At 43.1% G+C, this 13,725-nt stretch carries 10 protein-coding genes; 3 read left to right on the top strand and 7 right to left on the bottom strand.

All coding sequences use genetic code 11. The features are described 5' to 3' along the window. Positions 1 to 153: 153 nt before the first annotated feature. The 4 genes from K8S13_RS15085 to K8S13_RS15070 form a co-directional block, all read right to left on the bottom strand. Complete coding sequence (locus K8S13_RS15085) at positions 154 to 1,512, bottom strand: extracellular solute-binding protein (RefSeq protein ID WP_291463720.1); 1,359 nt, start codon at positions 1,510 to 1,512, stop codon at positions 154 to 156. Between the two features lie 201 nt (positions 1,513 to 1,713). Then, positions 1,714 to 3,060, bottom strand: a complete 1,347-nt coding sequence (locus tag K8S13_RS15080) for a sigma-54 dependent transcriptional regulator (protein ID WP_291463719.1) — start codon at positions 3,058 to 3,060, stop codon at positions 1,714 to 1,716. A gap of 4 nt (positions 3,061 to 3,064) precedes the next feature. Then, the gene (locus K8S13_RS15075; RefSeq protein ID WP_291463717.1) at positions 3,065 to 5,503 is read right to left on the bottom strand and encodes an ATP-binding protein; all 2,439 of its coding nucleotides are present in this window, start codon (positions 5,501 to 5,503) and stop codon (positions 3,065 to 3,067) included. Then, positions 5,500 to 6,837, bottom strand: coding sequence for an extracellular solute-binding protein (locus K8S13_RS15070; protein WP_291463716.1), 1,338 nt, complete (start codon positions 6,835 to 6,837; stop codon positions 5,500 to 5,502). Before K8S13_RS15070 ends, K8S13_RS15075 begins: the two co-directional genes overlap by 4 nt. A 192-nt stretch (positions 6,838 to 7,029) precedes the next feature. Here K8S13_RS15070 and K8S13_RS15065 point away from each other — a divergent pair, with 192 nt between their 5' ends. After that, a complete protein-coding gene (locus K8S13_RS15065) occupies positions 7,030 to 7,623 on the top strand; it encodes a histidine phosphatase family protein (protein WP_291463715.1) in 594 nt (197 codons plus the stop codon). A 42-nt stretch (positions 7,624 to 7,665) separates the two neighbouring features. Here the strand turns inward: K8S13_RS15065 and K8S13_RS15060 are convergent, their stop codons facing one another. The 3 genes from K8S13_RS15060 to K8S13_RS15050 form a co-directional block, all read right to left on the bottom strand. Next, positions 7,666 to 10,470 (bottom strand): cache domain-containing protein, encoded by a 2,805-nt coding sequence (locus K8S13_RS15060; protein ID WP_291463713.1) that lies wholly within the window; start codon positions 10,468 to 10,470, stop codon positions 7,666 to 7,668. 67 nt (positions 10,471 to 10,537) lie between these two features. Further along, a complete protein-coding gene (locus K8S13_RS15055) occupies positions 10,538 to 11,026 on the bottom strand; it encodes a prolyl-tRNA synthetase associated domain-containing protein (protein WP_291463711.1) in 489 nt (162 codons plus the stop codon). A 19-nt stretch (positions 11,027 to 11,045) separates the two neighbouring features. Beyond that, a complete protein-coding gene (locus K8S13_RS15050; protein WP_291463709.1) occupies positions 11,046 to 11,921 on the bottom strand; it encodes a MurR/RpiR family transcriptional regulator in 876 nt (291 codons plus the stop codon). Positions 11,922 to 12,146: 225 nt separating this feature from the next. Here K8S13_RS15050 and K8S13_RS15045 point away from each other — a divergent pair, with 225 nt between their 5' ends. Both K8S13_RS15045 and K8S13_RS15040 read left to right on the top strand, forming a co-directional pair. Further along, a complete protein-coding gene (locus K8S13_RS15045; protein WP_291463707.1) occupies positions 12,147 to 13,370 on the top strand; it encodes an FAD-dependent oxidoreductase in 1,224 nt (407 codons plus the stop codon). Positions 13,371 to 13,381: 11 nt separating this feature from the next. Further along, entirely contained in the window at positions 13,382 to 13,672 is a 291-nt protein-coding gene (locus K8S13_RS15040; RefSeq protein ID WP_291463705.1) for a sarcosine oxidase subunit delta, read from the top strand. Positions 13,673 to 13,725 lie beyond the last annotated feature (53 nt).

The following is a 13,725-nucleotide window of genomic DNA, read 5'->3' as shown; positions in this document are numbered from 1 at the left end:
GAAAATTACCTGAACTACAGGTATAACTAGAAAAGCCAGCAAAAAAATAAAAATGCTCAGCATCACCAGTGTCTGTCCGGGATGTTTTCGGAATTCTGAAATTGCCACAGTCCTCCTCCTTTTGGTTTGCTTCTCTTTTATGCAGTGGATACTTTATTTTAATAATGCAAGGGCTTTCTTCGCTTTGACCTTTGCAGAATTATAATTTTTCTTGGTAAATGTATCCCATTTTTCTTCGATCTCAGCCTGACGCTGTGGCACTTTTACGCTGGCTTTTTTTCGTTTTTTAAAGACATCTGAAGTAAAGACACCCGGATAATTTTCATCAAGAGCGTCAGCCTCGGAAATCGGCATTGCAGCAACCAGAGCATGAGCCTCTTTTATAAGACTCTCCGCCGCAGGGTTGGATTTTCCGACCAGGGCTGCTTCAGCCTTTTGAATGGCATTTACAGCCTGGGCTAAATCTTTTCGTCTATAGGTAATCATCACATCGAAAAGAGAGTTTATAATGTTGTATCTGTTTTTAGAGAGTCCTACATCAAACTGTACGGCCGCGCCAATGGATTTATTTTTAAAGGGGTTGGGAAAATTTGCAGGAGCTTTGGCATATGTCTGTGGATTGATAGGGAGACGGCTGATTGCCGGGTCTAATAAAAGTTCCTGACCATCATCTGATAATAAAAATTCAATAAAAGCCACTGCTGCCCGGGAATGGGGGGCATTTTTTACAATCGCAATATTGGCAGGAACAAGCGCAGTTACCCTGGGATAAACAAAATCAACAGGAAATCCGGTTGCCTTTGAAGAAAATCCGAAAAAATCAATAACAATGCCAACGCCAAAATCACCGCTGTTAACACCTTCCGGTACACCAAAACTACGTTCTGTAACCATTTTGAAATTTCCTGCAATCTCTTTCCATTTTGCCCAGCCATTTGCCCAGCCATCGCCTTGCAAAAGAGTTTCAACAGTTAAATGCGTGGTTCCGGAACGGGAAGGCGCAGACATGCCGACATGATCAAAATAAATTGGTTTTTTCAAATCAGCCCATTCCGCGGGAGCCGGGATCTTTTTTCTTTTCAGATAACGGGTATTCCACATGATGCCATAGCCTGAAGCGGCAAAACCAGTGTAATAGCCATCAGGGTCGTTAATAGGATATGAACCTATTAACTTTGGAATATTTTTGGCAGTTGGACTGTATTTGGCCAGAAGTCCGTCACCTTTGAGTACCTCAAATGCGTCCGGAGCTGATGCCCAGGCAAGATCCGATGTATTGGCCTTAGCAGTCTCTTGTATATATTTTACTGCTGCTGAGGTTTTTTTCTGTAAAATTTCCACCTTGGTGCCTGGAAATTTGGATTCAAAGCCTTTTTTAAAAACCTCAGTCAGATCCTTTGGAAAGGATGTAATAATTACAAGCTTGTCCTCTATTTCGGCAGCAAAAACAGGGGCACCTGGTACAATAGTTAAAAAAATAAAAAGTGAAAAAAACAGGGTAAAAATACGCATGGTAATCCTCCTTTTAAAATTATGGGTTCAATATTGTGTATTTGCCAGATTCATGCCAGGAAAATTTTGTCAAAAAAGCAGGCCGAAACGCATGATATGAATAATATCAATATAAAAAATGGTCCTTTATTACCCATTTAAGAGAATACGATGTGTAAGAATGGTAACATATTTTAAATAACAGGGAAGAAGTACTCTGATCTATCGGAATTTAAATTTGTCCAGTCCAAATTTTCGGATACGCAAATAAAGGGTTTTTCGGGAAATCTTCAATGCTTTAGCAGACTGGTTGATTCTGCCTTTATTTGCTTTCAGGGTTTGAATGATGATTTGTTTCTCGAATAGTTCCACTTGTTCGTGCAGATCCATTCCTTCCGGTGGTGAATAGTCCTCAAGATCAGTATCAAATCGATCGCAGTCAATCCCCAGAACAAATCTTTCAGCCACATTGTTCAGTTCCCTGACATTACCCGGCCAGTCATAACTCATTAATCGGCCTAGAAATTGCGGATCAAGACGGGGCCGGGGCCGCAGGTGTCGATTACAGGCCAGGTTCACAAAATGTTCAAATAAAAGAGGAATATCAGCGATGCACTCCCTTAGCGAAGGCAGTGGTATCGTAACGACATTCAGCCTGTAAAGCAGGTCCTGTCTGAATCGATTTTGATTGCAGGCCTCATGCAAATCTTCCTTTGAAGCTGCGATCACGCGGATGTCCACCTCAATAGAGGCATTACCACCTATTCGCTCAACCACTCGTTCCTGAAGGACTCTCAAAAGTTTAACCTGAAGCTGCATGGGCATGCTTTCTACCTCATCCAGAAACAATGTCCCGCCATTGGAGAATTCAATCTTGCCTATACGGCGTTTTGTCGCCCCTGTAAATGCACCGGGTTCATATCCAAAAAGCTCACTTTCAAAAATCGTTTCAGGCATGGCTCCGCAATTAATAGCTACAAAGGGATTTTCAGCTCTGACCCCACAATCATGGAGGCTTCGTGCCACCTGCTCTTTGCCGCTGCCGGTCTCTCCGATTAATAGAATGGCCACGTCTGTATTGGCGATATTACGAATTGTTGCTTTGAGTTTTTCCATTACCTCGGTTTTTCCAATCAGGCGGGCATCCAGATTTGGAAAACCATCCAGCTCTTGACGAAGCGCACGGTTTTCTAAAATGAGTCGGCGTTTTTCCAAAGCGCGTTGAACTACATCAAGGAGGTATTCCGGCGAAGTTGTCTTTTCAACAAAATCATAGGCCCCGTTTCTAATCGCATGAATGGCCATGGATATATCCCCATGACCTGTAAACAAAACAACCGGAAGCTCCGGATCAATATCCTGAACCAGATCAAGCAGATTAAAGCCGCTCATATCCGGCATTTTAACATCAGTTAATACAATTCCGGCCCAATCCCTGGAAAGTTCATTTAAAGATTTTTTTGGGTTATTAAAGGTTAAAACCTCATAACCTTCAAGTTCAAGGGTCTGGCTCCAGGATAATAACACGTCCATTTCATCGTCTATGAGTATGATTTTGCCCTTTGACATAATATTATTCCGTTTTTAATATAAGTACAAATGATGCCCCTTTTTCAGGTTCACTCAGGGCTTTTAATGAGCCTTGCCAATCTTTAATTATATTGTAGGATATGGACAGTCCCAAACCCAGTCCTTTTCCCACCTCTTTGGTGGTATAAAAGGGATCAAATATTTGATACAGTTCTTTTTTTGACATCCCCTTGCCGGTGTCGGTAAAGGTGATACAGGCCTCTCCTTGCTGTTCTCTAGTGGAAACTTTAATTGTAAGCCTTTGTTTTGGACATTCTTTCATGGCATCAAGGGCATTGCTGATCAAATTGGTAAATACCTGTTCCAAAGGGATCTTTTCTCCCAGGACTTGAATATCCCTCTTTGGCATGTTGATTTTGAGAGTTACCTTCTGCTTTTGAATCTGTTCCTGGAACAGTCCTATGGCCTGATTAAGTATAGGTTGCAGAAGAATTCGATCGATATTTTTTCTGGGGAGTCTGGCAATATTTGTTAAATTTCTGGAAATGGTTGTCATTCGTTCAATTAATGAGGTTATCCTGTCTAAAATATTTATAGCTTCATCTGTCCTGCCCAATTCAAACAACCGGCCCATATTATGCGTATAGGAACGAATGGCTGTCAGGGGCTGATTAAGCTCGTGGGCAATTCCTGCCGCCATTTTGCCCAGAGCCGCAAGCTTACCCGCCTGCACAAACTCAGCCTGGGCTTCCTGCAATACGGTCTGGGCATTTTGACGTTCTTTGATTTCGTGCTGCAGGTCTTCATTGGCCTGATACAAGTCATTGGTTCGTTTACGGACCCGCTGCTCAAGAATCAACTCTGCCTGCTTACGCTCGGTAAGATCATAGAGTGTTATAATATATTTTTTTTTCTGCCGCTGTTTAAAGCCGCGTATGGATATATCAATTGGAACCCTGTTTCCATCCCTTTGTTTACCTATGACTTCCATTGCCAGCAGGATTTTATCATCTTTATCCGAAGATTTTTGGAAAAATTCTTTAATAAACTTCAGGTTGTCACCCGTGATCAATTCTTCAAAATTATTTGATAACCGGTTGGCATCATGATAACCAAACAGGGCCATGGCAGTGGGATTGAAAAATTCAATCCGTCCGTTCATATCCGTCGTGATCAAGCCAACCTGGGCGTTATCGATAAGGGCCTGAACATTTGCCTCCTCCATTTCAATGGCTGTATTCCGGAAAATCAGCAATGATTGGGCCATACTTGATATTTCATCCCGGCCACCTGTTTGAATAGGTGCCTGCAGGTTGCCGCCGGCAATGGATTGCATGCTTTTGCTTAAATTTGTAATCCGCGCTACCAGATTGCGCCCCACATAGAACCAGCCCACCAGGATTGCCACTAAAAGGCTGGCCACCATGGCACCCAGCAGCATTAATTTCCCTTGGTTTGCAAGCCTTTCGGATTTTTTCATAGCTGATACTGATGCAGTTTTAGCTGCGTTCACCCGGGTGGCAATGATCGCTCTTAATTCTCCCACTAATGCTCGATTTCGTTCTAAAAGCCGATACCCTTCTATAAGAGCTGCTAATTGTTTTTTACGCATTGAGAAAAGTCCATCCTCACCTTTTCCAAACGAGATGATTTCTCTGGTAACCTGTCTAAGGGAAATTGCACTGGACAAACCCTTAAGACCAGACAGATCTCTTTCTAACAGAGCTGCCACTTCACCATGAAAGTGGACGGTATCATTTAAGGTTTCCATATCAGGTGCACTGCTGCCCCTTACAAGCAATCCGACTGATAGATTCCCCAGAGCATTGACCTTTAGGATAGCCTCCTGTTTAGTAGATTCTTTTTTAAAAACATTAAACTGAGCATGATTTTTTACCGGTACGGGAGACAGCTTTATTTTTTCCATTGCCGACTCCAAATTAAAGCGGGCATCAGCCACCATGGGATCTACTTCATCCAGGAAATCCGCATGTACCCAGCGCAGTCGATCAGCTTTTTCAGAAATTTGTTCAGAAAGTAATAATTTTTGTCTGATCTGAAAGTCCAGTTTTATTAGATTATCAGTGATTCTGTCAATGGAGATGTTAAGCTGTTCCATTGCCTCACGGCTATCGGAATAATGGCTTAGCTCTTTTGTTAGTTGAGCCATTTCCCGCAAAAGCACCCTTAGATTGGACCAGATATCTGCCTGTTCTGTCTCGGTTTTTGCAGCAATTAATAGAGGAGCTGTGGCAACCACAGCGGCACCCTTTTCAGCTAGTTCAGCCGAAAGGGTGATAGCTGGAAAATTTTGATCTTCTATTTGATTAATGACATTGCCCAAAGACCCAAAGGCTATCCATGCGACGAGTCCGGCCACAACCGTCATGGCCGCAACAAGACTGAAGGCAAGGAGTAATCGGCTGCCAAATCCAAATAGTGCAGGAAGACGGTTTGATGTGTTTTGGATTTGTGTGTTCATATTTTTTCTATACTGGCCATGGCTTGCAGTGCCAGATCATGGGCTTTTTTCAAATTATCACGGGAAAAGATGTCCCAGCTTTCTTCTAATTGAGCTTGCCTGAGTGGCGGTGGTTTGCTCGGCCTATGCCGTTGAAAGATCGAAGTAAATTCCGGATTACATGCTTCCCGATTACTGACGGGTAACCTATAGACAAGTTCTTTTGCCTTTAGGACCAGTGCCATGGATTCAGGATTATTATTTTTTTGCGCTTTTAATTCAGCCCTGTGAATGGCCTGCCATGTTTTATTTAAAGCTTTGGAGCTGTATGTGATCAGGCGATCAAACATTGTGTTAACCAAATGATACCGTTGTTGAGAAAGGTTGCAGTTAAAAAAAATCGTATTGTTATCTTCATATTGAAAAGGATTAGGATACCCTTTTGGCGCTTTACTATATATTTTTGGCATTATAGGTAATCTGGAAATCTCAGGAACAAATAGTATTTGCTGGCCTTCGGCTGAAATCAGAAAATTGATAAATTTTTCAGCGTTTTTTTGGTTTTTAGCTCCCTTTATCAAAGCAATATTAGCAGGTACTAGTGCAGTACCGGGCGGATAGATAAAAGCTACCGGGAATCCTGCTGATTGTGATGACAATCCAAAAAAGTCAATAACAATGCCAATGCCGAATCGGCCGTTTTTAATTCCATCGGGCACGCCGTAACTGCGGGCCGTAACAGTAGCCAGGTTGCCGGCTATTTCCAGCAGGGTTGCCCAACCCGCCTCCCAGCCTTGAGATTGGAGAATGGATTCTACGGCCATATGGGTGGTACCGGATCTTGCGGGTGTGCACATACCAATATGGCGATAATATTTGCAGGATGTCAAATCCTGCCAGATTTTTGGAGGCTTTAAGCCATGCTTTATCAAATAACGGTAGTTCCACATGATACCGTATCCGGATATGGCAAATCCGGTGTAGTAACCTTCAGGATCATGAATGGGATAGTCTCTTACTTTTTCCGGGATACCCGGCGACAAAGGACGATAGTGTTTCAAAAAATCACCGGCCTTGAGCACTTCAAACGCATCGGGAGCTGAAGCCCAAAAGAGGTCCGCCGGATTGGAGGCAGTCTCTTGTACATATGATATGGCAGCCGCAGTTTTTTTATTTAAGACCTTTATTCTAAGCTTGGGATGTTTTTCCTGGAACCTTGATATCATGCTGATATAAAGTTTTTCAGGAAAAGAAGTAATAATAAGAAGGCGGGATTGGTCAGTATACCCATATGGAATAAAGACAGCATTCCACCCAAATAATAGTACAAAACATGATATAATAAGAAATTTCACTTTTTAAAAAAGAAACATTTTTCAGAACTAAAGTCAAGAAATCTGTGACTTTATGGGTGTGAAAAATATTTATGGCTATTCTCATGCGCATGCCCGGTTACTTGAAATTTTTCTTGCACAGTCACAAGACAAGCGATATAAAAACCCATAATAAAAATGTCGGGTGATAAGATGCTTTTGGTCGGGCTGTAAATGATGTGTAAAGAAACAAATATTTTTCTTGTAAGACATGGTGAAACCGAATGGAATCAGCAAAATCGTCTGCAAGGTCATCAAAACTCCCCTTTGACTGTAATTGGGAAACAACAGGCATATGATGTAAAGAAATCACTTGATCAATATGAGATTCATCAAGCATATGTAAGTCCCCTGAAAAGGGCAAGAGATACACTGGACATAATATTAAAAGACAGAAAACTGGAAGTCATCATTTCAAATAATCTAAGAGAGATCAATCTTGGGCACTGGGAAGGCAGAACACGTGAAGAAACAGCACAGTCTCATCCGGATGAATACAAGATGTTTTGGGGAGAACCTGATGCATTTGTTTTATCCGGCGCGGAAACCTTCCGGCAACTGCAACATAGAATGGTAGAGGAATTGGAATATATATTTTCCAAAGGTAAGAATAACAATACTCTTGTTGTTTCACACTGGATGGCGATTAAGGTTGCTCTTGCGCACTATACATCCACCCCTTTATATCTTTTGTCAAGTATAGCCAATCCGGGTAATGGTACATTCTTATGTTTAACCCGGCAAGGAGATGATGTTTTCATCCATTAATAAATTTTTTTTGGACTTTGCTTGCTCTTTAATATAAAGAAGCTATCCTTTAAGAACCCGGTTCAACACCTCCCGCAGTTGGCATATGGAGTATGGTTTTGAGACAATATCCTTAAAGCCGTATTCGGCATAATTTGCCATAATCCGGTCGTCAGCATAACCACTGGAAACAATGGCTTTGACTTCAGGATCAAAGGCCAGAATTTCCCTTATGGCCTCTTCCCCGCCCATGCCACCGGGGATGGTCAGATCCATAATCACGACATCAAAAGGCCTTTTGGAAGCCAGTGCCTGCTGGTACATCACAATGGCCTGCCGGCCGTCTTCCACTGCTTTAACCTCGTATCCGCTTTTTTCCAGCATCTTCGAGGCCACGTCACAGATCATTTTCTCATCATCCATGATAAGGACTCTGGCACTTTGCAGCAAGGATGAGGATTTGGCTGCCACCGGCCCGGTTTGAGGCAGTTGGCGTGCCTCGGAAGCGGGCAGATAAAGGGTGAAGATCGACCCCTGGCCGAGTTTGGAATCAACGCTTATGCGGCCGCCATGTTTGTTAACAATCGAATAAACAGTAGCCAGTCCCAAACCGCTGCCCGTCTGCTTGGTGGTAAAATAGGGGTCGAATATTCGCTCAAGATATTTTTGTTCAATCCCGGCACCCTCATCCCGGACTATGACCTTGATATATTTTCCAGGGTTGAGACCCGCCAGGGTTTTGTCGAAGAGTTCCTCATTCTTCAGGATGATGTAGAGATTGCCGCCATCGGGCATTGCCTGGTTGGCATTGATTGTCAGGTTGGAAAAGACCTGTTGTATCTGTCCTTTATCCACGTCAGCCAACCACAGATCGGCGACCTGCTCAAAAACCGGTTTGACATTGCTGCCGGAAAGGTCAAAACGGACGACCTCTTCGACCAGCGTGCCAAGGGTGACATTCTTTTTAACCGGCTCACCGCCCCTGGCAAAGGTGAGTAACTGCCGGGTCAGGCGGGTTGCCCGGTTCATGGAGCTTTCCGCTCCTTCAAGGGCCTTGAAAGCCGGATGCTCCTGGTTCAGGTCTTCTTTGGCAAGGGAAATATTACCGAAGAGTCCCATGAGAATATTATTAAAATCATGGGCAATGCCGCCGGCTAAAGTACCAACGCTTTTGAGTTTTTCCATTTTCTGCAATTCTTCTTCGGTCTTTTTCTGTTTGGTGATGTCTCTGACAAATTCAACAATACCGGTGATTTCACCACTTTCAGCATTTTTTATCGGATAGCTGTAAAGCTCAACCCACTTCACCTCATCAGATTCCGGGGGACCGGGTATGATATCCATTTCCATCCGTTCGCTTTCGAGACAGCGCAGCGTCGGACAGGGATCACACGGCTCATCGATATTTTGATAGCATGTGAAACATTTTTTTCCTTCCAGGGGAAGATCTAGGGCATACCATTTTTTCATGACTCCATTCGTATGACGGATGGTGAGGTCGGGGTTCAGGACACTTATACCATCCTGGATGCTTTCGAATATGCTGTTTAAAAAGTGTTCGCTTTGCTTTAGCTGTTCCCTTTCATCCATAAGCTCTTGCCGGGCAAGGATTTTGTCCCGCAGCATCTGGTTTGCGTTTTGCGCCATCCGGTCAAGTTCAACAAAGTGAACTTTGTCCCGATTGATTGCTTCATCAGAGTAGGCTGCCCGGTTAAAAAATGAGACAAAGAGATTGAAATCGTTTTTGATTCTGTGGGTCAAACGATTGAAGAAAAAAAGAACAAAAACGATTACCCCGATCACAATCAGAGCAAAAGAGAACATTTTCGTTTTGATTTGATTGTTTAATTTAGTGTGCATCAGGGCAATATCTATTTCCACATCATCAAGATAGGCGCCGGTACCAACAAGGATTTCCCAATCCGGGATACTTTTTGTATAGGCAATTTTTGGGCTTTCCTTGATAGTAGATGATTTTCTCCACCAGTACGAGACATAGCCACCCTCCTCTTTTTTTGATGCAGCGACCAGCATCTGAGTGGTTTTGTTACCCCTGCTGTCTTCGGTCTCCCACATATTGGTACCGATTAGATCCGGCTGGAGGCCGTGGGCCAATGAAATTCCCTGCCAGGTATCAACAAAGATATAGCCGTTGATGCCAAAACGGATTTTATTAATCTGCCCCATTATTTTTTTTTTGATCGACATCTCAACATCATCAACATACAAGCCGGTGCCGATAAACCAGTCAAATGGTTCAAATCGCTTGACAAAAGATATTTTTTTAAAATTCCTGCCTTTTGCATTCGGTTTTGTCCAATAATATTCATAAAAGCCTTCGCGGGATTGCCGCACGATTTCAATCATTTCTTTAATGACATACTGGCCATGAGTATCCTGTAAATTCAGCAGGTTCTCTCCTTCCAGTTCCGGTTTGTCGGCAAAGAGTATCTCAACGCCATCCAGACGGGTGGCGAAATAGTAGCCACTTTTGTCGGCAAAACGAATGGGCCGTAAGGCATCGAGGATCATCTGCTTGATTTCAGCCTTGGTTTTGGCGGTCTTATTCTGCTGATAGATGTGTTGGGCAATGGCATAGGCTTCATAGACTCTGGATTTAATCTTCTCTTTTGTGATTGTTTCACTTTTGGCTTTTTCATGGTTAATCATAGCAACAACACGATCAACTTCCTGCTTGATCACCCTTTTCTGTTGAACAATGTAATCGGCGCGAATCTGGTCTGCCTGGACATAGAAATCCCGATAGGAGACGATAATATCAAGAACAATGATAATAGCACCAACTACAATCAGGAGAATAATTCCCCACAATTGAATGAATTTGATAAAATTGATTTTTTTCCCCATAATCTTTCCCGTATCTGCTACAGGGCATTATGTCAAGAAAAATGCAATTATTTTGAAGATATGTCTGTTATAATCTGATGATTTCAAACTCCTGGTTGCAGTGTTCCATGAATTTCACCAGGTCTTTTGATGCAATGGTGGTGGTTGCCGTATTTTCCAGGGGATGAAAGTTTAAAAGTTCATTTTCCATCATTTCTTTGTCCAGCACCACTTTGACCCTATGATTTTCATCATTGATTATGGCAAAGGGAGTCACGGCTCCCGGAATGACGCCTAACACTTCGGCCAAAAGGTCAGGCTTGCCAAAGGACGGACTTTTGGCACCGATTTTTTTTGCCGTTTCTTTGATGATAATCGACTTGTCGGAAAGGGTGACCACTAAAAACAAATTTTTCTTTTTATCCTTGAAAAACAAATTTTTACTGTGGGCGCCATCAATGCCTTTATGGTGCAGGTCTGCTTCTTCAACCGTATACACGGCCGGATGTTCATGATTTGTGTATTCAATGCCGATTTGAGTCAGTACATTGAGCAGTTCTTCCTGGGTTTGCAACATATTTTCCTCTCTTTTCATATTATATGGGTTCAAGATTAAACAGGATATCATTTTCCAGATAAACCTGCTCCAGCTGCTTCTGGTATTTAATCAGGTCCTCTCCTTTTCTATTGGCCAGTTCCTGGACAATGAACTGGATGACGGCCAGCATGCCCGATACATTGCCGATGAACGGGATGGATCTTGCCGGAACCACAAGGGACAAGTTGGCAAACCCGATTACCGGGCAGATACTGCTGTCTGTCATGGTTAATAATGTGTGACTGCTGCGGCGGATCATCTTGCTTAACTTGATCAACTCATTGGGATATCGGGAAGAGGCCATCAGGATTACCAGGCAGTTGGGATGAGCATTGGTGAGCATATCCATTGATGTACTGTCACTGCCTTTAAGAATGTGAACTCCTTTTCTGATCTTGGTCAAAGACCAGCCCAGATAATAAGCAAATGTATAGGATAGTCTTGAGCCAATCACATAGACGGTATGGCTTTTAGCCAGAAGGTCAACAAACTCATTCATGGTTTCGACATTAATATTTTCATACAAATATTTAAGGTTGTTTAATTCTTCTAAGATACCCCTGTGAAGTCTGTCTGCTCCGGGTTCTTTAATGCCTTTGATGGCTGCTCTTTCAGGAAGAGAAAGGCCTGTGTTGACAAAATCCTTTAATGCCTCCTGAAAGTCTGAATATCCCTTATATCCAAGGGTACTGACAAACCGGACCACTGTGGCTTCACTGATCCCGCAGGTTTCTGCCAGTTCTTTTGTGGTCATGAAAACAGCCTTGGAAGGATTCTGCATGATATAGGTTCCTAATGTCTGGGCTTTGGGTGTCAGGGAATCCAGTTTGTTTGAAATATCGTTTATTACAGGGTGTGTTGCGGGATCATTCATTATATATTGTCTTTTCCCATTTATATTGTCAAAGTAATTGAATCATTTTTATCATTGTAACTCTCTAAATTTAAAAAAATTTATAACAAGATTAAAAGTTTGTCAAGTGGATATGAAAGAAAAACCATCATTTTGAAATAAAACGCTTGACATGATTTCTTTCGTAATGTATTCGCAGCAATAGGGAATAAAATAATATAAACCCAAAACTTTAAGAGAAGACCAATGATTTTTAAAAGCAAACCCATGTGGGGCAAAAAGACCAAGCTTAAATCAAGTTATGACGTGGTGATCATTGGAGGCGGACTTCACAGTCTGGCAACAGCCTATTATCTTGCAAAGGAACATGGCATTACCGATATTGCGATTATAGAAAAAAATTATATCGGATTTGGTGGTGCGGGTCGAAATACGGCCATTGTCCGCGCCAATCAGCGGACCCAGTATAACGTCCCCCTTTACAAGGAAGCTCTTGATCTCTGGCCGGTTCTGACAAAGGACCTGAATTACAATTTAATGTTTAATAATTGCGGGAATCTGAATTTAATGCACTCTGAAGCTGCCATGAAGGCGGCGCGGATGACCATTGCCACAGCCCAGTTTCATGGGGTGGAAAGTCATCTTATTGATGCAAAAGAAGCCAAAGAACTGGTGCCGGCTTTGAATATTTCAGAGGATATTACATTTCCTATTCACGGGGCCATGTTTCATCCGCCGGGCGGCGTTGTCCGTCATGATGCCGTGGTCTGGGGACTTGCCAGGGGCGCAGCCCAGAAAGGTGTTGAGATCCATCAGCAGACAGAAGCCTTGGGAATCGGCACTAAAAACGGCAAGGTAACCTCTGTGACCACCAGCCGCGGTACCATTAACACAAAACAGGTACTGATTTCAGCAGGTGGATATTCAGCCGCACTGATTTATGACATGCTGGGAATTAAACTGCCCATCAGTGTTTTGACTATCCAGGCAATGGTCACCCAGCCCTTAAAACCGGTGCTGGATCATGTTGTCTCATCAGGGGCATACCACTGCTATGCCAACCAGACACTGAAAGGTGAAATTGCCACCGGTGCTCACATGGATCCATGGCCAAACTATACGACATTGAACACGGCTCACTACATCAAGCATCAAGCTGAAGCGCTTTCTGAATTTCTACCTTGTCTAAGAGGTGTCCGCTTTATGAGAATCTGGGGCGGATTGGCCGATATGACACCGGATATGGCGCCCATTATGGATGGTAACGAACAGGTCGAAGGCTTTTTCATGGACTGCGGCTGGGGGTATTTTGGATTTAAATCCTGCTCTGCAGTTGGTAAATACATGGCCGAATTTATGGCAACCAACCACTGTCCTGACATGTTGAAACCCTTTGCTTACAAACGATACCAGGAGCACAAGCTCATGGGTGAAACCGCAGCGCTTGTGAATTACAGCCCGGATAATTAAGGAGAAAGAAGATGGCATTAACAATCACATGTCCAATTTGCGGGAAAAGAAATGGATATGAATTCAGATTCGGCGGAGAGGAAAAGGGTCCGAGACCTGATGAAAAGGATTTGACACCGGAAGCCTGGAGCGAATACGTGCATATGAATAAATGCGTTGCAGGTGTCCAGAAGGAGTGGTGGTTTCACAAGGACGGATGCGGATCATGGTTTAAGATCCACCGGGATACGACCACGAATCTTGAAAAAGAAGTCAAAGATGGCAAACAAGTGCCTAAGGTAAAATCAGGAGGGCAAAAATGATGAACCGGTTTAATCATCTGCCGACATTGAAAATCGATACGGCTCAAAAACTT

It is taken from the genome of Desulfobacula sp. (genome assembly GCF_021107415.1).
The sequence above is the reverse complement of the archived record's forward strand: the minus strand, read 5'-3'. Positions and strand labels throughout refer to the sequence as shown.

Bases quoted from the DNA above. Each gene is read 5' to 3' on its own strand.
- K8S13_RS15085 (WP_291463720.1), bottom strand. From the start codon at position 1,512: ATGCGTATTTTTACCCTGTTTTTTTCACTTTTTATTTTTTTAACTATT.
- K8S13_RS15080 (WP_291463719.1), bottom strand. From the start codon at position 3,060: ATGTCAAAGGGCAAAATCATACTCATAGACGATGAAATGGACGTGTTA.
- K8S13_RS15075 (WP_291463717.1), bottom strand. From the start codon at position 5,503: ATGAACACACAAATCCAAAACACATCAAACCGTCTTCCTGCACTATTT.
- K8S13_RS15065 (WP_291463715.1), top strand. From the start codon at position 7,030: ATGATGTGTAAAGAAACAAATATTTTTCTTGTAAGACATGGTGAAACC.
- K8S13_RS15060 (WP_291463713.1), bottom strand. From the start codon at position 10,470: ATGGGGAAAAAAATCAATTTTATCAAATTCATTCAATTGTGGGGAATT.
- K8S13_RS15055 (WP_291463711.1), bottom strand. From the start codon at position 11,026: ATGTTGCAAACCCAGGAAGAACTGCTCAATGTACTGACTCAAATCGGC.
- K8S13_RS15050 (WP_291463709.1), bottom strand. From the start codon at position 11,921: ATGAATGATCCCGCAACACACCCTGTAATAAACGATATTTCAAACAAA.
- K8S13_RS15045 (WP_291463707.1), top strand. From the start codon at position 12,147: ATGATTTTTAAAAGCAAACCCATGTGGGGCAAAAAGACCAAGCTTAAA.
- K8S13_RS15040 (WP_291463705.1), top strand. From the start codon at position 13,382: ATGGCATTAACAATCACATGTCCAATTTGCGGGAAAAGAAATGGATAT.